Annotated in this window: 25 protein-coding genes; 18 read left to right on the plus strand and 7 right to left on the minus strand. The window is 58.0% G+C overall.

Annotated features, from left to right (window positions below):
- Nucleotides 1-19: 19 nt before the first annotated feature.
- The 3 genes from K3767_RS02880 to K3767_RS02890 are packed head-to-tail and all read left to right on the plus strand — an operon-like array spanning nucleotide 20 to nucleotide 4144.
- Nucleotides 20-2557 carry a PAS domain S-box protein gene (locus K3767_RS02880; protein ID WP_221172057.1) on the plus strand — a complete coding sequence of 846 codons (2538 nt, stop codon included), beginning with the start codon at nucleotides 20-22 and terminating at the stop codon, nucleotides 2555-2557.
- A complete protein-coding gene (locus tag K3767_RS02885) occupies nucleotides 2554-3327 on the plus strand; it encodes a ParA family protein (protein WP_221172058.1) in 774 nt (257 codons plus the stop codon). The genes K3767_RS02880 and K3767_RS02885 overlap by 4 nt, the downstream gene beginning before the upstream one ends.
- A complete protein-coding gene (locus tag K3767_RS02890; protein ID WP_255592175.1) occupies nucleotides 3296-4144 on the plus strand; it encodes a ParB/RepB/Spo0J family partition protein in 849 nt (282 codons plus the stop codon). Before K3767_RS02885 ends, K3767_RS02890 begins: the two co-directional genes overlap by 32 nt.
- Here the strand turns inward: K3767_RS02890 and K3767_RS02895 are convergent.
- Together K3767_RS02895 and plsY are read right to left on the minus strand one after the other, a co-directional pair.
- Nucleotides 4139-5521, minus strand: coding sequence for a DUF342 domain-containing protein (locus K3767_RS02895; protein WP_221172059.1), 1383 nt, complete (start codon nucleotides 5519-5521; stop codon nucleotides 4139-4141). The two genes, K3767_RS02890 and K3767_RS02895, sit on opposite strands and share 6 nt — an antisense overlap.
- Before the next feature lie 2 nt (nucleotides 5522-5523).
- Complete coding sequence (gene plsY / locus K3767_RS02900; RefSeq protein ID WP_221172060.1) at nucleotides 5524-6135, minus strand: glycerol-3-phosphate 1-O-acyltransferase PlsY; 612 nt, start codon at nucleotides 6133-6135, stop codon at nucleotides 5524-5526.
- A 429-nt stretch (nucleotides 6136-6564) separates the two neighbouring features.
- Between plsY and K3767_RS02905 the strand changes: the two genes are divergently transcribed.
- The 7 genes from K3767_RS02905 to K3767_RS02935 all read left to right on the plus strand — a co-directional run bounded on the left by K3767_RS02905 (nucleotide 6565) and on the right by K3767_RS02935 (nucleotide 11710).
- Entirely contained in the window at nucleotides 6565-7326 is a 762-nt protein-coding gene (locus K3767_RS02905) for a C-GCAxxG-C-C family (seleno)protein (RefSeq protein WP_221172061.1), read from the plus strand.
- A 245-nt stretch (nucleotides 7327-7571) separates the two neighbouring features.
- On the plus strand, nucleotides 7572-8732 hold the full coding sequence (locus tag K3767_RS02910; protein ID WP_221172062.1) for a YeeE/YedE thiosulfate transporter family protein: 1161 nt from the start codon (nucleotides 7572-7574) through the stop codon (nucleotides 8730-8732).
- Between the two features lie 56 nt (nucleotides 8733-8788).
- Nucleotides 8789-9040, plus strand: coding sequence for a sulfurtransferase TusA family protein (locus K3767_RS02915; protein WP_221172063.1), 252 nt, complete (start codon nucleotides 8789-8791; stop codon nucleotides 9038-9040).
- Between the two features lie 28 nt (nucleotides 9041-9068).
- Nucleotides 9069-9401 carry a hypothetical protein gene (locus K3767_RS02920; protein WP_221172064.1) on the plus strand — a complete coding sequence of 111 codons (333 nt, stop codon included), beginning with the start codon at nucleotides 9069-9071 and terminating at the stop codon, nucleotides 9399-9401.
- A 26-nt stretch (nucleotides 9402-9427) separates the two neighbouring features.
- Nucleotides 9428-9787: a hypothetical protein gene (locus K3767_RS02925; protein WP_221172065.1), complete on the plus strand. Its 360-nt coding sequence runs from the start codon at nucleotides 9428-9430 to the stop codon at nucleotides 9785-9787.
- Between the two features lie 44 nt (nucleotides 9788-9831).
- The gene (locus K3767_RS02930) at nucleotides 9832-10011 is read left to right on the plus strand and encodes a hypothetical protein (protein ID WP_221172066.1); all 180 of its coding nucleotides are present in this window, start codon (nucleotides 9832-9834) and stop codon (nucleotides 10009-10011) included.
- Between the two features lie 64 nt (nucleotides 10012-10075).
- Complete coding sequence (locus K3767_RS02935) at nucleotides 10076-11710, plus strand: SWIM zinc finger domain-containing protein (RefSeq protein WP_221172067.1); 1635 nt, start codon at nucleotides 10076-10078, stop codon at nucleotides 11708-11710.
- On the opposite strand, the gene hpt is transcribed toward K3767_RS02935, so the two are convergent.
- Together hpt and K3767_RS02945 are read right to left on the minus strand one after the other, a co-directional pair.
- Nucleotides 11700-12224, minus strand: coding sequence for a hypoxanthine phosphoribosyltransferase (gene hpt / locus K3767_RS02940; RefSeq protein WP_221172068.1), 525 nt, complete (start codon nucleotides 12222-12224; stop codon nucleotides 11700-11702). The genes K3767_RS02935 and hpt overlap by 11 nt on opposite strands.
- A 46-nt stretch (nucleotides 12225-12270) precedes the next feature.
- Nucleotides 12271-12966: a GGDEF domain-containing protein gene (locus K3767_RS02945; protein WP_221172069.1), complete on the minus strand. Its 696-nt coding sequence runs from the start codon at nucleotides 12964-12966 to the stop codon at nucleotides 12271-12273.
- A 204-nt stretch (nucleotides 12967-13170) separates the two neighbouring features.
- Here K3767_RS02945 and trpE point away from each other — a divergent pair, with 204 nt between their 5' ends.
- Both trpE and K3767_RS02955 read left to right on the plus strand, forming a co-directional pair.
- Nucleotides 13171-14655: an anthranilate synthase component I gene (gene trpE / locus K3767_RS02950; protein WP_221172070.1), complete on the plus strand. Its 1485-nt coding sequence runs from the start codon at nucleotides 13171-13173 to the stop codon at nucleotides 14653-14655.
- Between the two features lie 3 nt (nucleotides 14656-14658).
- On the plus strand, nucleotides 14659-15321 hold the full coding sequence (locus tag K3767_RS02955; protein WP_221172071.1) for an aminodeoxychorismate/anthranilate synthase component II: 663 nt from the start codon (nucleotides 14659-14661) through the stop codon (nucleotides 15319-15321).
- 57 nt (nucleotides 15322-15378) lie between these two features.
- On the opposite strand, the gene K3767_RS02960 is transcribed toward K3767_RS02955, so the two are convergent.
- From K3767_RS02960 to K3767_RS02970, 3 genes are read right to left on the minus strand one after another with little or no spacing between them, the layout of a single operon-like run.
- Entirely contained in the window at nucleotides 15379-15585 is a 207-nt protein-coding gene (locus K3767_RS02960; RefSeq protein ID WP_221172072.1) for a type II toxin-antitoxin system HicA family toxin, read from the minus strand.
- On the minus strand, nucleotides 15582-15794 hold the full coding sequence (locus K3767_RS02965) for a type II toxin-antitoxin system HicB family antitoxin (protein ID WP_221172073.1): 213 nt from the start codon (nucleotides 15792-15794) through the stop codon (nucleotides 15582-15584). Before K3767_RS02965 ends, K3767_RS02960 begins: the two co-directional genes overlap by 4 nt.
- 54 nt (nucleotides 15795-15848) lie before the next feature.
- Nucleotides 15849-16808, minus strand: a complete 960-nt coding sequence (locus K3767_RS02970; RefSeq protein ID WP_221172074.1) for an AsnC family transcriptional regulator — start codon at nucleotides 16806-16808, stop codon at nucleotides 15849-15851.
- Between the two features lie 34 nt (nucleotides 16809-16842).
- On the opposite strand from K3767_RS02970, the gene K3767_RS02975 reads away from it, so the two are divergent.
- The 6 genes from K3767_RS02975 to K3767_RS03000 are packed head-to-tail and all read left to right on the plus strand — an operon-like array spanning nucleotide 16843 to nucleotide 20760.
- Nucleotides 16843-17964, plus strand: a complete 1122-nt coding sequence (locus K3767_RS02975; RefSeq protein WP_221172075.1) for a DUF362 domain-containing protein — start codon at nucleotides 16843-16845, stop codon at nucleotides 17962-17964.
- Nucleotides 17965-17967: 3 nt separating this feature from the next.
- Entirely contained in the window at nucleotides 17968-18258 is a 291-nt protein-coding gene (locus K3767_RS02980; RefSeq protein ID WP_221172076.1) for a nucleotidyltransferase family protein, read from the plus strand.
- Nucleotides 18255-18728, plus strand: a complete 474-nt coding sequence (locus K3767_RS02985) for a hypothetical protein (protein ID WP_221172077.1) — start codon at nucleotides 18255-18257, stop codon at nucleotides 18726-18728. Before K3767_RS02980 ends, K3767_RS02985 begins: the two co-directional genes overlap by 4 nt.
- On the plus strand, nucleotides 18709-19296 hold the full coding sequence (locus tag K3767_RS02990) for a Smr/MutS family protein (protein ID WP_221172078.1): 588 nt from the start codon (nucleotides 18709-18711) through the stop codon (nucleotides 19294-19296). Before K3767_RS02985 ends, K3767_RS02990 begins: the two co-directional genes overlap by 20 nt.
- On the plus strand, nucleotides 19293-20414 hold the full coding sequence (tmk, locus tag K3767_RS02995) for a dTMP kinase (RefSeq protein ID WP_221172079.1): 1122 nt from the start codon (nucleotides 19293-19295) through the stop codon (nucleotides 20412-20414). The genes K3767_RS02990 and tmk overlap by 4 nt, the downstream gene beginning before the upstream one ends.
- Nucleotides 20386-20760 carry a cyclophilin-like fold protein gene (locus K3767_RS03000; RefSeq protein WP_221172080.1) on the plus strand — a complete coding sequence of 125 codons (375 nt, stop codon included), beginning with the start codon at nucleotides 20386-20388 and terminating at the stop codon, nucleotides 20758-20760. Before tmk ends, K3767_RS03000 begins: the two co-directional genes overlap by 29 nt.
- Nucleotides 20761-20770: the final 10 nt, after the last annotated feature.

The following is a 20770-nucleotide window of genomic DNA, read 5'->3' on the forward strand; positions in this document are numbered from 1 at the left end:
AGGCTAAAATGTTTTCGACATGAAAAATTGTTTTGATCCCCGCGTACTGGATCTCCTTCCCGACGGGGTGATGGTGCTGGATGCCGAGGGGAGGATTCTTTACGCCAATTCCGCCATGGCCGAGATCCTGCGAAAGCCCCTTCCGGAGATCCTGGGGGGATACTGCTACAAACTCGTTCACGGCACGGAGACCCGGCCCTCCTTCTGCGTTCAGATGCGCATGGAGGCAGAAATGCGGCCCATCGTGGAGGAATTTTACGAGCCCCACCTGGGGACCTGGCTCTGGGTATATGCGGCCCCGGTAAAGAACGAAAAGGGATGTTGCGTGGCCTGTTTTCATCTCACCCGGAATATTTCCAGGGAGGAAAAGGGATTTGTTGGTAATTATCTCTTTGCCAGGATTGTGGAAACCCTTCCCGGTTTTTTCTACCTTTCGGATCGAAACTATCGCATTCTTGCGGCCAATCGTCGGTTCAAGGAATGGGTGGGGAAGGATCCCACGGGCAGACTCTGTTATGAGGTGATCTACGGGCGGAAAGTTCCCTGCGACTGGTGCCGGCAGGATGAGGTCTTTGAGGAGGGAAAGGCCCTTCAATGGGAGGCCCGCAATCCCCGGGATCACCGCTGGTATCTGGCGGTCAATTCCCCCTTTGACTCTCCCTCCGGAGAGCGCTTCAAGATCGGCCTGATCTTTGACATCCACGAACGAAAGATCCTGGAAGAAAAGCTTTTTCGCCTCTTCGAGGACAATCCCGCCGGTCTCGCGGTGACGGATTTCGAGGGACGCATCCTTATGGTCAATCGGGCCCTGAGGGCGCTGATGGGTATTGAGGAAAAAGCTCTTCAGGGAAAAACCGTCTGGGAATATTACCTCCAGCCCGAGGATCGTCATCATTTCATGAAAACCCTGAAGAGAAAAGGAGAAATTTCCGGATACGAACTTCAGCTGCGGGATCACCGGGGACGGATTCGGACCGTTTTGGTTTCGGCCAGGGTCTTCGGCGAGGGCGAACACCGGGAGATCTGGAGCACGGTCCAGGACATCACCGCCCTCAAGGAGGCCGAGGCGGCCCTGGCCGAAAGCGAGGCCCGTTTCCGGACCCTGGCGGAAAACGCCCCGCTGGCGGTAATCCTCATGGACGATGTCGGACGCATAACCTACTTCAACCCCATGGCCGAGAGGATCTTCGGCTGGATGGAGCGCGAGGTGCTGGGGAAGGAGCTTCATTTAGTTCTGGCCCCGCCCAAGTATCATCAGCGCTACCGGGAGGCCTTTGCCCGGGTGCGGGCCACGGGAAAGAGCCGTCTCTTCGGAAAACGCCTGGAGTTCGAGGCCCTCCGCAAGGACGGCTCCGTTTTTCCGGCCGAGGTGTTCTTCTCTATCATAGAGGTGAGGGGGCGGCGCCTTTACCTCGGTCTGGTTCAGGACATAAGCGAACGGAAACGCCTGGAGGAGGAACGCCTCAAGCTGGAAAAACACCGGGCTCTGGAGCTTCTCGCCGGCGGGGTGGCCCACGACTTCAACAACCTTCTCACCTCCATCCTGGGGAATCTGGATCTTCTCGAGCGTCTGGTGGAAAACGGAAAGGCACGGGAGATCATCGAGCGCAGTCGAAAGGTGGCCCGGGAGGCCCGGGATCTGGCCCGGGATCTACTGATATTCTCCAAGGGGGACATTCCCATTCCCAAGGAGGTGGTGATCCGGGACTTCCTCAAGGATCTGGTGCGCTTCCTTACCCATGGATCCCCGGTGCGGGTGCACTTTGAGATCCCTCCGGGGCTCCCCCCGATAAAAATCGACAGTTCACACTTCGCGCAGATGGTCCAGAATCTCGTGTTGAACGCCCTTGAGGCCATGCCCGAGGGAGGGGATCTTTTCATCCAGGCCGAAGCCGTGGAAGAGCGAGTAATTCTTACCGTAAGGGATACCGGGCCGGGAATTCCCCCGGAGATACTTCCCCAAATCTTTGAGCCGGGTTTTACCACCAAGAGGGCCGGCTCCGGACTGGGATTGGCCGTGGTAAAAAGCATCGTGGAAAGGTACGGGGGAAGCATTGAGGTCTTCTCCCCTCCCGGCGAAGGAGCCATGTTTCGCATTGTTCTCCCGGCGAGCAAGACGGAGCCCCTGGTCAGGCTTTCCCGGGAATTTCCTTCTTTCAAGGGAAAGGAGAAATTCTCCGGGCGTGTTCTGGTGATGGACGACGAGGAACCTATAAGGACCCTCCTTTTCGAGGCCCTGAGTCATCTGGGTGTGGAGGTGGAGACCGCGGCCTCCGGGGAGGAGGCCCTTCACAAGTACCGCAGGGCTCTTGAGGAGGGGAAACCCTTTGACCTTCTTATCCTGGATCTAACCGTACCCGGGGGCAAGGGGGCCATCTGGGTGGCCGAGCGTCTCAGGGAGGAAACCGGCCCCCGTCCCCGTCTTGTCCTTTCCACGGGATATGCCCTGGAGGTTTTCAGGGACAGGGATCTGGCGGCTCCCTTTGATGATGTATTGAAAAAGCCCTATACCCTGGAGGAGCTCTCCAATCTTCTCCGCAAACACCTCGCCTCATGATCTTGGCGCTCACCAATCAGAAGGGAGGAGTGGGTAAGACCACCCTGGCGATAAATCTCTCCGCGGCCCTTGCGGAAAAAGGTCTTTCGGTGCTCCTGGTGGACCTGGATCCCCAGGCCAACGCCTCAAGCGGTCTGGGCGTAAGGGTTTCGGCCTCAAGAAGCCTCTACGCGGCCCTTGCCGGAAAGCGTCCTCCCGGAGACCTGATAATTTCTACCCCTTACGGAGTCTCGCTTCTGCCCTCCTCGGTGGACCTTGCCGGGGGTGAGGTGGAGTTGCTGGATCTTCCGGACCGGGAGTTTCTTTTACGAAACATCCTTGCGGATCTCTCCCCCCGCTACGACTTCGTTATCCTGGATTGTCCCCCTTCCTTGGGTATTCTGACGGTGAACGCCCTCTGTGCGGCCGAGGGGGTGGTCATTCCCCTTCAGTGCGAGTACTATGCCCTGGAGGGGTTGTCCCTTCTGGTGAGGACCCTGCGGCGGGTGCGGGAGGGACTTAATTCGGGGCTTTTTCTTTTCGGGATCGTCCTCACCATGTACGACGGACGAAACCGGCTCTCCCGGGAGGTGGCCGAGGAGGTGCGGCGACACTTTCGCTGGACGGTCTTTGAGACCCTCATCCCTCGCACCGTGCGCTTGAGTGAGGCCCCCAGCCATGGTAAGCCCATAACGGCCTACGAGCCCCGGGGACGGGCGGCGGAGGCCTTCCGGAGACTGGCCGAGGAGGTGGCAAGGCGTGCCCGGCAAAAAGGTCAAGCGATTGGGTAGGGGGCTTGCGGCGCTTCTGCCCGAGGCGGAGGGGGAACTCCGGATGGTATCTCCGGACGCCATAGTGCCCTCCCCCTTTCAGCCCCGCAGGAAGTTTTCCGAGGAGGAGCTGGCCCGGCTGGCGGATTCCATCCGGGAGAAGGGGGTCCTTCAGCCCCTTCTGGTGCGGGAGATCGCCCCCGGGACTTACGAGCTGGTGGCCGGGGAGAGACGCCTGCGGGCGGCTAAAATGGCCGGTCTTTCCGAGGTTCCGGTTCTGGTCAAGGCCCTTTCCGACGAGGAGGCCCTTTCCGTGGCCCTCATCGAGAACCTGCAGCGGGAGGACCTCAATCCTCTGGAGGAGGCGGAGGGTTACCGGCGCCTAATGGAGGAGTTCGGGTTCACCCAGGAAGAGATCGCCCGGCGGGTGGGAAAGGATCGTTCCACCGTGGCCAACGCCCTGAGGCTCCTCAGGCTGCCGGAGGAGATCCGGGAGGATCTGTGGGAGGGACGCCTCAGCGCCGGACACGCCCGGGCCCTCCTCGCCCTCGAGGATCGGGAACTCATGCTCACGGCCCGGGAGGAGATCCTCCGCCGGGGCCTTTCGGTGCGGGAGACCGAAAGACTGGTCAAACGCCTTCGGGAGGGTTCTCCCTCCCGAAGGCGCCCCGCGCCGGATCCGGATCTCGAGGCCCTGGCTCGGGAGCTTTCCGAGATCTGCGGCGGCAGAGTTCGGGTGGAAATGGGTCGCCGCGGACCACGCTTTCGCCTCGAATTTGACGATCTTTCGACTGCGGAACGTTTTATATCCGATTTGCGTAAATTGAAGGAATTATAAGGGACGCGATTTTACCTTATTTTCCTCCCAATAAAACTCCACCGGTCCCGGGATTTCCTCCTTTATCCGGTACTCGTATCGGCCTATGGCTATAATTACCCCGGGATACACCTTCTCCAGAACCCGCAGGGTGTATTTCAGCTGCGCTTGAAGGATGTTCTCTTTCTCCTTCAATTTTTCTTGAAGATCGGCCTGAGCAAGCATTTTTTCTCCGAAAACCTTCTGAAGCTTGGCCAGGATTTTGGCCTTCTTGGGGGTGAGTTTTCCCTCCTTTTTTAACTTCAGACCCAGAGCTATTGCTTTACGGAGTTTCTCGGTGACCTCATCAAGAAGGACCAATTCGGAACGAAGCCCATCGATTTCCTCAAGGATTCGAGGTGGACTCCCTACGCCTATTCGGGTGGGTACATAAGAGTCGTTCCCGGCCACCTTTAAGATCGCATCCTCCCCCACCGTGATTTCTCCGGCAGCCACAAGACCGCGCCCCTCCATCACCTCCAGATGCTTTCCCACCTTGAGTCGGGCCTGCAGGACATAGTCCCGCACGGTGAGATCGCCTTCCACCTCCACCCTGGCGTACTCCACGCTTCCCAGAACGGCGTTTCCGGAGACCCGCACCACCGTACCGGCCCCGTGCACCAGACCTCCCACCGAAAGATTTCCTTCTATCTCTATCTCGGCTTCGTCCTCGACTCCGCCCTGTATTTCCACTTCTCCTTTGGCCAGGACCTTGAAGCCCCGCCGCACGGATCCGGTTACAGTGAGTTTTTCGCCGTAAAAACGCACATTCCCGGAGTCCCAGTCCACATCCCCTTCCAGGGTATAGGTGGGTTCCACGGCAAGTTTGCCCTGTTTTTCCACCAGACACCCGTCACGCTCGGCGATAAGAACCTGGTTTCCTTCATCAGGCCGGAGACCTTCTCCGTAGTTGAATTCCACATCCTTTACCGGTGGAGGGGTAAGGACCTCGCCCCAGACATTGTATCCGGGCTGACCGGGCTGGGGAGGGATGCGGCGCAGCACCGGGGTTCCGGCCTGTACGGATACCACCAGGTTCATCTCCCGGAGATCGACCCGATATTTGTCGATCTTTCGCGGGCCGTGGGAGAGGTCCACCAGGAATTCCAGACGCCCGTCCTGCCCGGGCACAGGGGGTTTCCCCCGGGCCACGATCACCCATCCATCCGGGGTCGGTTCCGGGTGTTCGAGAAGGCCGGAAAGGCCCAGTTCGGAAAGGCTCTGACGGAGCTTTGGCCATTCCTTTTCTTCAGGCATCCCTCCCTCGAGCCAGGCCTCCATTTCGTCGGGGGAGACCCGGAGTACATAGCGGTCGTTCAGGGGATAGCCCTTCTTTCTGGCCTCTTCCCGGACTCCCACGGTCAGTTCTTCCTCCAGGACTTTTCCTCCCCCCGAACGAGGCGCCGGAGGTTTTCCCGGTGCTTTATCCAGATGAGAAGGCTCATCAGGACGGTCATGAGGAAGTAGGCCGGTTCAGGGGAAAGAAGGCGCACCAGGAAGGGAGCCGCCGCGGCGGCGGAAAGAGAGCCCACAGATACATAACCCGAGAGGGCCACGGCGATCACGAAAAGAGGAATTAGGAGGGCTAAGGCCTTGGGACAGACCACGAGCAGCACTCCCGCGGCGCTGGCCACGCCCTTTCCACCCCGAAAACGGAGGTAAACCGGAAAAAGGTGCCCCAGGAAGGCGGCAAACCCGGCAGCCGCTATCCCCCAGGAGGCCCCCGGCATGCCCGCTAGCCACTTCTTGGCCAGCCAGACCGGAAAGACGGCTTTGCCCAGATCCAGAACCAGGGTGAGGAATCCCCATCGCTTACCCAGAAGGCGGGCCACATTGGTGGCTCCGGGATTCCCCGACCCAGCCCGGCGGGGATCCACCCCGAAGGGACGGCAGACCAGAAGGGCAAAAGGTACGGATCCCAATAAATAAGCCCCCGCTATTAAAGGTGAGGACCAGTAAATCAAATTGCTCATTAGAAGGAGACCCGCACCTTGAATAATTTCAAAAAAATTCTGGGATAAGGTTATCAATTTTAGGCCAGACAATCAAGGGCAGAGCCCGAAATGGAGGGCTCTTCGAGGGAGTATCCTCCCCCTTTTCAGAACTCAGAAGAAAACACAAAATTCATAGTTTAAGGTCAAAAAGCAATAATGGAGAGGATTTAAAAGTTAAGTGACGATACAAAATCAATCCGAATCTCATAAAAAAGTGGAAATTTTTAAATACTACTTGACATGCCAGAAACTTATAGGATACTCTTACATTAAACAAGATAAGAAACTATGAATACCTGAAAAAGAGGTTATTATCTTGAGATTGCGAGAAATAAAGTTCACCCCTTCATGGGGAAGACTGGCAAGAGGGGAGATCAGAGCAAATAAAAACAACAAAAGGAGGGGATTATGAGGTTATCAAGGAGGGACTTTCTGGCCACATCGGGATTGATGATGGGGGTAATGGCGGCGGGGAAGCTCTTTGAGGGAAAGGCCTGGGCCTATCCTTACGGATCCGAGTTCGAATATGCGGAACTCGATCCGGATGAGGTGGCCTGGGAGGCGTACCGGCACTACTTCAAGAAGTGGTGTTGTTCCACGGTGCTTGAGGGGCTGGTGAGTCAGTTGCGGAAGACGGTAGGCGGGCCCTGGAACGATTTCCCCGTGGACGCCTATCGCTGGGCGCACGGAGGTCTGGCCGGATGGGGGGCACTTTGCGGTACTCTAACAGGGGCGGGAATCGTGATCGGTCTGGTCACCAAGGATACGGATACCGCCGAGGCCATGGTGAACGACATTGCCTTCTTCTATTCGTATACTCCTCTTCCTAAGTACGAACCGCGCAAGATTCTCAAGGCCGAGATCCAGAACATGAGCGTGGCGGGGACTCCGGTGTGTCACATCTCCGTGGGGCGCTGGATGGCCGCCGAGGGCGTGGCCTTCCTTACCGACGAGCGGGCGGAAAGGTGTGCCCGCCTTTCGGCGGATATAGCCCGTCAGGCGGCGCTTTACCTCAACGAGTGGTTGCGGAACGGCAAGAAGTACAAGCCGCGCAACAGGATGCTTTACAACCTTCTGCACAACGGCATAACCTCTCAGAACAACTGCATGGACTGTCACGGCCAGAATGTACCGAACCCCGAGGAGACCTACGCGACCCTTAAAAAGTAAATTTAAGTAAGTTACATCATTAAAAACTAATTAAGGGGGATCTTTTGGGGGTCCCCCTTAATTATTGAATGTTAGAGACGATTAAACCCCAAAAAAATCTTTTTGGATCAGATTTAGAAAAAAAATTTATAAAAATGTGCTCAATTATTTAATTTATTCCATTTGACAGGGAATAAGGTTTTTGCTAAAGAGGTGGAGAAAGGTTTCCCCGTTCCGGCGGGAAAAAATTAGCAGGGAGGGGTTTTATGGGTGCTCTTAAACGGACCTATGAAAATCTCTGTGCCAAACACTGGTCCCCCATGATGGGGGGGATACTGCTGGCTTTTCTGGTGGTGGTATTGGAGGCATGGTATCGTCCGTGGGGAATTGTGGGGGGGCTTCGGAACTGGGCGGACTGGTTTTTTTATCACATAGGGCTTTATGATGAACCGCCGGCTTTACATCCCTTGTGGTCTTCCACCTCTTCCATTCTGGACATAGGTCTCATCTGGGGGGCTTTTATCTCCGCGGCTCTGGGGCGGGAGTTTGCCATTCGAATTCCCCCGCCCATCGAATTCGTTAAGGCTGTGGTGGCCGGGATCCTCATGGGCATAGGGGCTTCTCTCGCCATGGGCTGTAATGTGGGGGGCTTTTACATGGCGGTGAACAATCTCGCCGCTAACGGTTTCATCATGCTCATCGGTCTTATTTTCGGGGTCATCCTGGCCATAAAGTATCTCTACTGGGAGCTCGAGCACTTTCCGAGTTCCGGGGGTTTTGAAATAGGTTTTCAGAAGATTGATCCCTTTCTGGGGGTAATCGCTCTGGCGGGACTTCTTGTGGCGACCCGGGCCTATTTCGGAAGTGAGCTCGATCGGGGAGAAGTGATGGGCGGCTGTCTCATTCTGGCCGCGGGTATCGGTTATGTGATGCACCGGAGTCGTTTCTGCATGGTGAACGCCCTGCGGGAGCCTTTCATGACGGGTAATGCAGAAATGGGCAGGGCCCTCACGGTGAGTATTATTCTTTCGGCCATAGGGATTGCCATTCTCAAGTACAACGGCGTGCGCCCGGAAAGCGCCTATGTGACCCCCACCTTCATTCAGGGGGCCCTTATCGGAGGTTTCATCTTCGGCTTCGGGATGACCGTGGCCGGAGGGTGCGGTTCCGGGAGCCTGTGGCGAGTGGGCGAGGGGCAGGTCAAGCTTATGATTGTGGCTACCGTTTTTGGTCTTAGCAACTCGATTGTACGGCATATCTTCGCTGAATACGATGTTATTGAGAATGGCTATCTTGGCAAGGCTGTTTTTATGCCTGATTATCTTGGATATGCCGGGACCATCCTTCTTATTGCTTTGATAGTGCTGGTATGGTATATCGTGATCGACTGGAATGAGGAAAGCAACAGGCTGGTTCTTGAAATGTAGTGAAAAGGTTTGGAAAAGCGTCTTAAAAAAATAAAATACTTGAAAGGAGGTAGAACATGGGAGTCAATCTGGATGAAATCAAACCGGACATGACCATCGATTGTAAGGGGCTTTCCTGTCCTATGCCACTTCTTAAGACCAAGAAGGCCATTCAGAAGCTTCAGCCCGGGCAGATCCTCGAGGTTCTCGGCACCGACCCCGGTTCCAAGAACGACATCCCGGGCTGGTGCGAGCGGGCCGGACACGAGTATCTCGGGGTAAAAGAGGACGCCGGTTTTATGCGCTTTTACATCAAGAAAGGGCAGTAAAAGTTAATTCCATTTAAGGAGGGGAGCAATGGGTAAGGATCCTGATAAGCTGGGTATATTTGTAACCACGCCTCAGTACATGCCTCATCTGGTTAAGATTGTGGAGGCCGCTCAGCGTGCCGGTAAAAAGGTAAAAGTGTTTTTCACCTTTAAGGCCATCCATCTCACGAAACAGCCCGACTTCCCGAAACTGGTTCAGATGATCCCCGAGGACGACCTCGCCATTTGCGCGGACAGCTACACCTGCGAAGGCTTCGATGTGGAAACGGATGTTCCCGGTGGGATGTCCCCCAAGCAGATGCGCACCCAGGCCTTTCACGGAGCGATCCTGGAAGAATGCGGTAAGTATTTGGTGCTCTAAAAAATTATTCACAAGGAGGGGTGAAAATGTCTCTCAAGATATACTTTTTGATCGCCAATCGGCAGTATATCACCGATGGAATTCGTTCCACCCTGGGACAGGCGGTGGAAAACCACTACTCTCATGCTTGTGTTTTCTACAACAAGATGCCCCGTCTCACCGAGTATGTAAAGGAAAACATTGAGTGGATTAGGGACATGGAAGGTGATGTGTTTGCGGTGGTGGACACCATGGATGAGGAGGCCAAAAAGTACAATGTAGAGGAGGCTGGACTCACTCCTATAACTCTGGAAGAGCTGGCTCAACGGTTGAAGGAAGCCGATGTTATCATTGGCTACGGGCTTCCCAAACAGAAACACGGTCCGCCTCCGGCCTGTGCGGACTAGGCTAAGGTTTTAAAACCTCAATCTCGAAGGCAGGAGGGGAAACAATGAAAATTCTTCATGTATACAGGAACGAACCCAACGAGGAAGTTCAAAAGTTGGTGTCCATCCTCAACGAGGGTAACGAGGCCATGGAGTTCAAGCTTTACGAGGCCAAGGACGACGCCGACTACGATCGGCTCATCCAGATGATCTGGGAGGCCGACAAGACCATAAGCTGGTGGTAGTTCGGGTTTCGGGAGAATTTGTCCCTAGGGCTCCGGGCGTCCTCAGGGCGCCCGGAGTTTTTTTATGAAACCCCAAATTCTTCTGGAGAGCCTTCCAGACCGAATTCTAGCACGGGCGAGGTCCCTGCTAGAAAGGGGAGCTATAGCCCACCTCGAAAGAGGGGAGAGCGAGCTCCTCGCCTCCGTTCAGGGCACCACCCCCGAACCTTACGAGGTCCGCATCCGGTTTTCCCGGGAGGACATAACCGACTGGAGCTGCACCTGCCCCTACGAAGGGGAGGTGTGCAAGCATGTGGCGGCGGTGGTGCTTAAGGTCTTCGGTCCCGGGAAGATCCGGCCCGGACGCCGGCGTAAAACCAAAGTGGAGCTGGCCAGGGAGATTCTCACAAAACTCAACGCCGAGGAACTCCGGGAATTCGTGGGTGAACTGGCGGAGCGGGAAAAGGCGGTCCGGGACGCCCTTCTGGCCCGTTTTTCCGCCTATGCCGATCCGGGCACCCGCAGCCTGGAGGCAAAGTACAACTTCATCTTCCGGGCCATTCTCCAGGGCTATAAGAGACAAGGGTTCGTCCACTACTGGGAGACCCTGGAGTTCGGACAGAGGGTGAGCGAGCTCGTGGAGTCGGGCCGGAAGCTCGTGGCGGAGGGAAAAACGGAGGAGGCCTTAGCCCTGGCGAAAGCCGTGCTCCAGGGCTGGATCAAGGCACTGGACGCGATGGATGACTCCGGGGGAAGTACCGGAGTGGTGCTCGCTGAAGTGCTCGATCTGATGGTGCAGATCTACCGAGCCGGGCGCACGGAGGTCTTCGAGTTCCTCCTGGAAGAAGCCCGGAAGGATCGATATCGACAGTGGGGAATAGATCTCAACCTGGCCGAGGCCCTGGTGGAAATGGCCGAGACCCGTTCGCAGGCCAAAAAACTGCGGGACTTTCTCGACCCTCATCCTTACGGCCAAGAAATCCTGGCTCGCCTCCTGGCTCGTTTCTTCCCCGAGGAATACGAAGAGTTCGTGTGGAAGGAGGAAAACCTCCTCCAGGTCTGGAAATTCCATCTGGAGCGGCTGGAAGGGGAAAAACGCCTGGAGGCGATCCTGCCTTACCTAGAGCACCTCCTTTCCTCTAAGGCTTTTCCTTCTCGCCTTAAGGCCGAAGTCCTGTGGAGAAAGGCCCGGGTTCTGCGGCTTCTCGGGCGCAACGAGGAGGCCCTTTCGGTGCTCGAGACCCTCTTCAAGAGGGAACCCTCCCTGGAGGTGGTGCGCGAAATACAGGATCTTGCCTCCCCTGAAAGGTGGCGAAAGATAAGGCCGGGGTTGGAAGGGCGCCTCCGCAAGGACGAGCTCTTCCGTTTTCTCGTGGAAGAGGAGGAGTGGGAGAGGGCGCTCGCCCTGCTTGAGAAGGAGGGCTGTCAGATCCTTTCCACCTCCTCGACCCTTGAGCGGTTGAGAGATCTTCTCCTGAGGTTTCCCGAGGGGCTCCGGGAAAGGGCCCTGAGGAAGGTGCTCGAGATTTCGGTGGACTTTTTCGAAGAGCCGGGCTCCAGGGATCGGTACCGGTATCACCTTTCCGTTATCCGTCCGGTTCTGGAGCGTCTGGAGCCGGAGGAGATACGGGATTTTCTGGACGGCCTGGTGAAGAGATATCCCCGCCGGCGGGCCCTGCGGGAGGAGGCGGAGGCCCTCGGGAGGAAGCTCATTCCCTGATCACCTCATAGAGTCCCGGAAGGTGGCGATAGCGTTCGGCGAAGTCCAGGCCGTAGCCCACCAGGAATCCCGAGGGGATCTCGAAGGCCTTGAAGTGAATGGGGACTTCCACCTTCCGGCGCTCGCTCTTGTCCACGAAACAGCACACCCGCACCGAGGCCGGTTCGTGAAGCCTCAGGTGTTCCAGGAGATAGGCCAGGGTGTAGCCGGTGTCCACGATGTCCTCCACCACCAGGACATGTTTTCCCCGCAGGCTGAGTTCCACATCTTTGGTAATCTGGACCTCTCCCGCGGAGGTGTCCGAGAAACCGTAGCTCTTAAGCCTCACGAAGTCCACCTCCACCCGGGATAGATCCAGGGCCCGCACGAGGTCCGCCAGGAACACGAAGGCCCCCTTGAGTATTCCTATCAGAACCACCTCCTGATCTCTATAGTAACTACTGATTTCCCGTCCAAGTTTCTGAACCCTTTTGGCAATTACTTCAGGGGACAGAAGAAGCTTCAACCTTTCCATACTTACCCCCTTCGGAAATTCTCCTTTCGAAACTTTAAGTGTCCCCTCAGGCCCTGAAAAATACCGGTAAGGGAAGAGGTCCCCGCCGTCCCTCCTGAAGCCAGGATTTTAGAAGCATTTTGTGTTTGTACATGGCCATGTCAGCCCTGTGAAGACAGCTTTCCAGGCTGTCGGAGGCGAGAATATCCGTAGCTCCACAGGCCAGATACTTTTTTAGACCGTGTATCTCCACCGGCGGGGAAGACAACTTTAAAAGCATTGAGGGAACCTCCTCAAGGGTGGGTACGGCCAGAAGAAATACAAATTCGTCTCCCCCCAACCGTACGGGAACATCCTTCCCCTTGGCCCATTCCCGCAATCGTCGAGCAACTTTTAGGAGTATTTTATCACCGGCACGATGTCCGTAGAGGTCGTTAACCTCTCGAAAATCGCAGATATCCAAAAATACGGCCAGGTATGTCTCCTTGCCCTGGGTAATCCGTCTAAGAATTTCTGGAAAGAATACCCTTAAGGCGCGACGATTCCATAGCTTGGTGAGATCATCCCGAAGAAGCTCTTCCTTAAGATAATCCACCTCGTTTTCGATTTCAAATAGTCGCTGAGCCAGTGCTTCGATTTCGCCCAGGCGTCCCTTGCGGGCTACAACCTCCCTGAGGTCCGCCTGCGAGAGTAGCCAGGAAATAATCTCCCGGGTCTCCCGAAGAACGGTTAGAAGAGCTGCTTTCTTTTTCTCCGGGGACAAAAGCTCCGCCCGGCGAAATTCTTCGGTATATCGGGGAGGGAGAGGTAAAGAAAAATTTCGAAAAGGAGTAAGAAAAGCTACCCAACAGGTTCTAAGTCTTTCTTCCTCCTTCTCCAGGAATCTGGTCCAGAGGTCCATGCCTATTTCTATTATTATGAATATCCTCTCTTGCCAAGCCTGCACTTAAAGATTAAAAAATTCAACATGTTTCCGGAGATCCATCCCCCGGAGAAAAGGTTTAAGGAGCTGGCCGCAGAGGCCAACCTCATTCCGGTCTACACCGAGCTTCTGGTGGATCTGGAGACCCCCATATCCCTCTTCTACAAGGCCTTTTCCGGCCACTACGGTTTTCTTCTGGAGAGCCTCGAGGGCGGGGAAAAGTGGGCCCGCTACAGCTTCATCGGGCTCAATCCCTTTCTCATCTTCCGGGCCAAGGGGCGTCGGGTCACCCTTCTCGATCGGCACGGAGAGACCACTCGAGAAGTGGAGGACCCCCTTCTGGCCTTAAGGGAGGTCCTTTGCCGTTTCAGGGCCGCGGAGGTGCCGGAGCTTCCCCGCTTTTTCGGGGGGGCGGTGGGATTCCTTTCCTACGATGTAGTGCGTTTCATCGAGAGGCTTCCGGATCTTTCCCCCGACCCCATGGGGTTTTCCGACCTTCACTTCATGTTTCCGGAGATCCTCCTGGCCTACGATCGGCTGCGGCATGTGCTTCAGGTGATTTACAACGCCCGGGTGGAACCGGGTGTGCAGCCCGAGGCCCTTTACGAGCGGGCCCGGGCCGAAATCGCGGCCACGGTGGCCCGCGTCCGTGCCCCCCTCATCTACCCGGCGGCCACCCCGGACCGGGAGACCGTGGAGCTCCGGCCGGAAATCGAAAAGGAACGATTTCTGGAGATGGTTCGCCGGGCCAAGGACTACATCGCCGCCGGGGATGTGATCCAGGTGGTGCTTTCCCAGCGTTTCTCGGGCCGCTCCCATCTTCCGCCCTTCGCCCTTTACCGGGCCCTGCGCAAGATCAACCCCTCGCCCTACCTCTTTTTCCTGAGGCTGGCGGACGAGACCCTCATCGGCTCCTCTCCGGAGATCCTGGTGCGGGTGGAGGGCCGACGGGTGGAGACCCGTCCCATCGCCGGGACCCGCCCCCGGGGACGCACCGAGACCGAGGATCTGGCGCTGGCCGAGGACCTGGTGAACGATCCCAAGGAGCGGGCCGAGCACCTCATGCTGGTGGACCTGGGCCGGAACGACCTGGGTCGGGTCTGCACTTACGGAAGCGTCGAGGTGTACGAACTGATGGTGATCGAGCGCTACTCCCATGTGATGCACCTGGTCTCGGGAGTGAGAGGCGAACTCGCCCCGGGCAGGGACATGTTCGATGTCTTCCGGGCGGCCTTTCCCGCGGGAACCGTTTCCGGAGCCCCCAAGATCCGGGCCATGGAGATCATCGAGGAGCTCGAGCCGGAAAAACGTGGCCCCTATGCCGGGGCGGTGGGCTACTTCGGTTTTTCCGGGAATATGGACCTCTGCATCACTATCCGGACCCTCTTTCAGAAGGGCGACCGGCTCTATCTTCAGGCCGGAGCCGGGATTGTGGCCGACTCCGATCCCGAACGGGAGTACGAGGAGACCCTCAACAAGGCCCGGGGCATGATGAAGGCCTTAGAAATGGTCAAGAAGGGGGTGGTCTGAGCCGTGCGGCTTCTCGTCATAGACAACTACGACTCCTTTACCTACAACCTGGTACAGCTCCTGGGGGTGATGTTCGACAAGCTCTTTCCCGGAGGCGAGATCCTGGTCTTCCGCAACGACGAGATCGATCTCGAGCGGGCCGAGGCCCTTGAGCCCACGCACATCCTCATCTCCCCGGGGCCCTGCGATCCTCCCAAGGCCGGTATTTCCGTGCCCCTGATCCGGCACTTCGCCGGACGCGTCCCCATCCTGGGGGTGTGCCTGGGACACCAGTGTATCGGGGAGGCCTTCGGGGGGCGCATAGTGCGGGCCCGGAGACTCATGCACGGAAAGACCTCCGAAATCACCCACGACGGAAGAGGCGTTTTCGCCGGACTTCCGAATCCCTTCGAGGCCATGCGCTATCACTCGCTGGCCATCGAGGAGGCGAGCCTTCCGGACTGTCTCGAGGTCACGGCCCGGGCCGAAGACGGCGAGATCATGGGCGTGAGACACCGGGAGTACCCCGTGGAAGGGGTCCAGTTCCATCCCGAATCCATAGGGACCTCCCTTTCCGCCTGGCGGAGGCTGAACCGCCCCCCGCGGGACTGGGACTTCACCGGGAACGACCTTCCCGAGGGGGTCCTTCTCCTCCGGAACTTCCTGAACTTTCCGCAAAAAGCTTGAGACGCACCTTCTTGTATTCCTTCAGGGTGCGGAGGGAGGGGAAGTCCCCCGGAGTTTTTAGAGTTCTTCCTCCTCGAGGCCCGCTATTTTCATGAAATGTTTCAGAAGACCCTTCTTGAGAGGTTTGTTTCCATGTATGGGTACCGAAATTCTGGCCGGATACCCCTCTTTCATGTAAATGTGATGACTTCCCTTCATCCTGACCAGCTTCCAGCCCTTTTTCTCCAGGAGGCGGGCGAATTCCTTTCCGCTTACGATTTTCAAACGGCGATTTCCAGGACCGTAGTCTCTCCGGCGGGTTCAGGGATGGAAACGGACGGGGCTTCCACTTCAAGCCACCCTTCTATGGCCTCATAGAGGTTTTGAAGTAGTTCTTCGAAAGTTTCGCCCTGGGTGGCACATCCGGGCAGAGCCGGAACCTCGGCCCAGTATCCTCCTTCCTCGGCTTTGTGAATTACCACTTTAAGTTTCATACCATTTAAATATCTCTTTTCTCTCCGGATCGCAAGCCCGGAGGAAGCCGGAGATCAGCTCACAAACAGCTTGAGACGCACCTTTTTGTATTCCTTCAGGGTGCGGAGGGCCAGGTATTCGGGGATTCCGTGGGTTTCGGCGAGCCGACGCACCCGATCCTTAAGGCCCTGCCGGGCGTGGATCATGGTGTAGAGGTTGTAGGGCCAGTCCGGATAGCTCACCCTTTCGTAGCAGTGAGTTACGCCGGGCTCCCGGGCCAGGGCCTCGCCCACCTTCACTATTTTCTCCTCCGGCACCCGCCAGGCCACCATCACATTTTCCCGGAAACCGGCACGCCGATGGCGCACCAGCCCGGCAAACCGGCGCATAACCCCCCGCGCAAGCATCTCCCGGATCCAGGAAAGGAGCTCCTCCTCGGAAAGCCCCACCCTTTCGGCCACCTCCCGGAAAGGCCTGGGCACCAGGGGCAAAGGCTCCTGAACCGCCCGGACCAGCCGGACGGTCTCCGCGTCGGGCGGCAAAATCTCCCGCACGGTCTCGAAGCTCCCGTTCCCGGCGGTGCCCTCCTCGAGATCAAAGATCACGGCTATACGGAACACCCGTTTTATGGGAAGAAGCAGGAGGCGGACGGCTCCGGCCCCGCGGGCCAGACCCTGCACCTCGTCCTCCAGAGAGGTTCCCGGAGGCACGGCAATGGTGAACCAGAAGTTGAAACGATGGTCGCGAAGGTAGTTGTGGCTTACTCCGGGGTGAGCGTTTATAATCCCGGCCGCCCGGGCGCAAAGATCCTCCGGCACCTCGAAGGCCACCAGGCTGGTCCGATACCCCAGGGCCGGGGGATTGAAGATGCCCCCGATCTGGCGCAGGATGCCTTCCCGGGAGAGCCGCCCCAGGCGTTCTATTACCTCTTCCTCGGGAAGCCCCAGCCTTCGCCCCACCTCGGCGTAGGGCCTGGAGACCAGCGGAAAATCCCTCTGTATAATATTTAGAAGCTTGCGATTCCGCTCGTCCATGTCTTAAAGTAGAGGTTAAAGGAGAGAGCGCAAAATGGCAAGCAGGGTCTATTTTGTGGATCTCCATTTAAAGAAAAAGACCACGCTTCTGGACAAGGTGTCGGCGTTGCTCGAGGCGGTGGGGGTTTCCGGGCGTTTCAGGAAGGGGGCTCTGGTGGCGGTGAAGCTCCACTTCGGTGAGGCCGGGAACCTGGCTCACCTTCGGCCCCAGTGGGTGCGCCGGGTGGTGGAGGAGCTCCGCCGGGCGGGGGCCAGACCCTTTCTCACCGACACCAACACCCTTTATCGAGGAAGTCGTTCGGATGCGGTGGTGCACCTCGAGACGGCCATCCGGAACGGCTTCGACTTCGCCGTGGTGGGCGCCCCGATCGTGATCGCCGACGGTCTGCGGGGCAACACCTACGAACGGGTGGAGATGGACCTTCCGGTGCTCAAGGAGTTCTATGTGGCCAAGGAGATTGCCCGGGCCGACGGTCTGGTGGTGCTCACCCACTTCAAGGGGCACGAGCTTTCGGCCTTCGGAGGGGCGATCAAGAATGTGGGCATGGGGTGTGCGGCCCGGAAGGGAAAGCTCGAGCAGCACTCCACCGTGGCCCCCAAAATAGACAAGAAGCGCTGCGTGGCCTGCGGGACCTGTGCGGAGTTCTGTCCGGTGGGGGCCCCGGAGCCGGCCAAAGGGGTGAAGAAACCCCGCTACCGCATAAACGAGAAACGCTGTATCGGCTGCGGGGAATGTATCGCGGTTTGCCCTCAAGAGGCCATCAGGGTCCAGTGGAACGAGAAGGCCGAACTTTTCATGCGCAAGATGGCCGAATACGCCGCAGCGGTGCTCCGGGACAAAAAGGGACGGACGGTCTTCCTGAACTTCGTGCTTCAGGTCTCCCCGGCCTGCGACTGTTATCCCTTTAACGACTATCCCCTGGTGCGGGACCTCGGGATCCTGGCCTCGGAGGATCCGGTGGCCATAGACCAGGCCTCGGTGGACCTGGTGAACCGGGAGGCGGGACTTCCCGGATCAAAGACCGAGGCGGCGGGGCCCGGAGAGGACAAGTTCCGGGCCCTTTATCCCGGGCTCAACTGGGAGATCACCCTGGAGCACGCCGAAAGGATCGGCCTGGGAACCAGAGAATACGAGCTGATAAGGCTTGAGGTCTGAGGAATGAGGCTTTCGGAGCACTATCGCCGGGTCATCAGGGAGACGGCGGAAAAAATCTTCGGCCCCGGAACGGAAGTCTATCTTTTCGGAAGCCGGGTGGACGACAGCCGGCGGGGAGGGGACATAGATCTATACATCGTTCCCGGGGAAAGGACGGAACTTTTCGAAAAAAAGGGGCGTTTCCTGGCCCGACTGTGGAGCCTTCTGGGGGAACAGAAGATCGATGTGGTGATAGCTAAAGATCCCGAACGGCCCATAGAAAAGATAGCCCGCAGGGAAGGGATAAGACTGTGAACGGCCTGCGGCTGAAGTTTCAGAAAAAGCGGGAAGAGGTTAGAAAACACCTCGGAGTCCTGGAGAGGGCCTTTCGGGCTCTGCACGAAAAGCTGGGGCCTTCCTTCAATGAGGAGACGATGGAAAGGGCGCGGGAGGATCCGATTCTTCTTCCTTATCTGGATCAAGTCGCCTACCGTTTTTCCAGACTTCAGGATAGTCTGGGGGATCTCCTTCGCCTCTATCTTTTGATCAAGGGGGAGAGCGTGGAAAATTTACCCATGCTGGATCTGGTTAATCTGGCGGAAAAGCGGGGTCTTTCCGTTAACGGGGAGAGGTGGTGGCACCTTCGGCGACTGCGAAACATCCTGGTCCACGAGTATCCGGAGGAGGACGAAGAGGTGGCCCGGGCTTTGAGAGAGATAGAGTCCGAACTTTCCGGGGTGAGAAAACTTCTTGCGGAGATGGAGGATGGGCTTTCGACCCTTTGAGATCCTGAGGGAGAGGGTGGCCAGGGACCGTCTTCCGGCGGGGCCGGAGCGGCCCCTCTGTGAGGAGGATCCGGAGGAATTTTTCCGGAAGGTTCGGCCCCTTGAGGATCGGAATTTCTTCTGGGCCCCGTGTCCGCGGTCTCCCCGGAGGGAGGAGGAAAGGGACTGGCCTCCGGAACCCCTTCGGGTGCGGGTGTGGCAGACCTCGGAATATATGGAGGGGCGGGCTCCGGGGGTGACTAAAGAGCTCCTGCGCCGTCTTCGCGAGGGACGCATCGCCTACAGCCGGGTGCTCGACCTCCACGGGTTAACCGTGGCCGAGGCGGAGGTGGTCTTCCACCGGTTTTTGCGGGAATGTCTCTTTCGCGGGGATCGGTGCGTGCTGGTGGTTCACGGCCGGGGGCTTTCCTCGCCCCGGGGTCCGGTGTTAAAAGAGAAGGTGAGGTTCTGGCTTGAGCGCGGGCCTTTAAGACGCCACATACTGGCCTACGCCAGCGCCCGACCCTGTGACGGTGGTCCGGGGGCCACCTATGTGTTGCTTACCCGGAAGGGGTGGAGGAAGAAATGAAGGCTCCGGCCCACGGACGGAACAAGGTTCTGGTGCACGGGCTTCCGGGCTCGGGCAAGACCACCCTGATCGAGAGGGTAGCGGGCGGGATCCCGGGTCCGAAGAGGGGGTTCGTCACCCGGGAGGTGCGGGAGGGGGGGCGCCGGATAGGGTTCAAGATCCACACCCTAGACGGACGGGAGGCCTGGCTGGCCAAAAAAGGCCGGGGCTGGCCCCAGGTGGGAAAGTACAAGGTCTTCCTTGAAACCTTTGAAAAACTGGCCCTTTCGGCTCTCGCCCCGGCCGAGCCCGACACCCTCTATGTGGTGGACGAGATCGGCAAGATGGAGATCTTCTCCGAGGCCTTTCGCGAGCGTATCCGGGAGCTTCTTTCCGGGCCGGATCCCGTTCTGGCCTCGGTGGGCTACGGGCAGATCCCCTTCCTGGAGGAGATTTTCAGGCTCAAAGGCCCCGTCTTCTGCGAGATTACCCCGGACAATCGGGATTACCTGGTGGAGAGAATAACCGTGGAATTCGAACGCCCCGGGCGTCTTATCGTGTTCGAGGGGATAGACGGCTCCGGCAAGAGCACCCTGGCCCGGGAGGTTTACCGGGCCCTCAGGAAGGAGGGGCTTCCCGTGCTGCTTACCCGGGAGCCCTCCGAGGGAGAATGGGGGCGCAAGGTCAGGGAACATCTGGCCAAGGGAACCCCGCTCTCCCCGCAGGCCTACGCCGAGCTCTTCCTCCGTGACCGGAGAGAGCACGCGGAAAAGGTCCTCACCCCTTCGCTTAAGGCTGGAAAGGTCGTTCTCTGTGATCGCTACTATCCGTCCACCCTGGCCTATCAGGGAAGCGAAGGGCTGGAGGTGGAGGAACTCCTTCGCCGCAACGAGACCGTGGCCCCGGTACCGGATCTGGTGGTGTTCGTGGATGTGCCGGTGGAGGTGGCCTTGGAACGGGTGCGGCAGAGGAAAAAGATCCGAGAGCTTTTCGAGACCCGGGAAAAACTCACGAACATCAGGAAACTGTACCTGGAGATCCTTCCGCGTTTCCGGCACCTGTGCCTTCCCGGGGACAAACCGGTGGCGGAACTCTGTGAGGAGGTCCTGAATGCCCTACCCCATCCGGATCACCATTGAGGACCTGGTCCTTCGGGCCGAGCTTTTCGAGACCGAATGTGGCCGCCGGATCTACGAGAGCCTTCCGCTTGAGGCGGAGATTCAGGAATGGGGGGACGAATTCTACTTCAGGGTACCGGTGGACTGCGAGCCCGACGAAACCTACACCCTGGAGGTCAGGGTCGGAGACATAGGCTACTGGCCTCCGGGACGGGCCCTGGCCATCTTCTTCGGCCCCACCCCGGCCTCTACCGGCCCGGATCCGGTCCCGGCCAGCGAGGTCAACCTGGTGGGCCGTCTCCTCGACGATCCCTCTCACCTTAAAAAAGTAAAAGGCGCCCGTCTCCTTCGCCTCGAGCCCGTTTAATCCTCTCCTC

The sequence above is a fragment of the Thermosulfurimonas sp. F29 genome, assembly GCF_019688735.1.
Taxonomy (GTDB): domain Bacteria; phylum Desulfobacterota; class Thermodesulfobacteria; order Thermodesulfobacteriales; family Thermodesulfobacteriaceae; genus Thermosulfurimonas_A.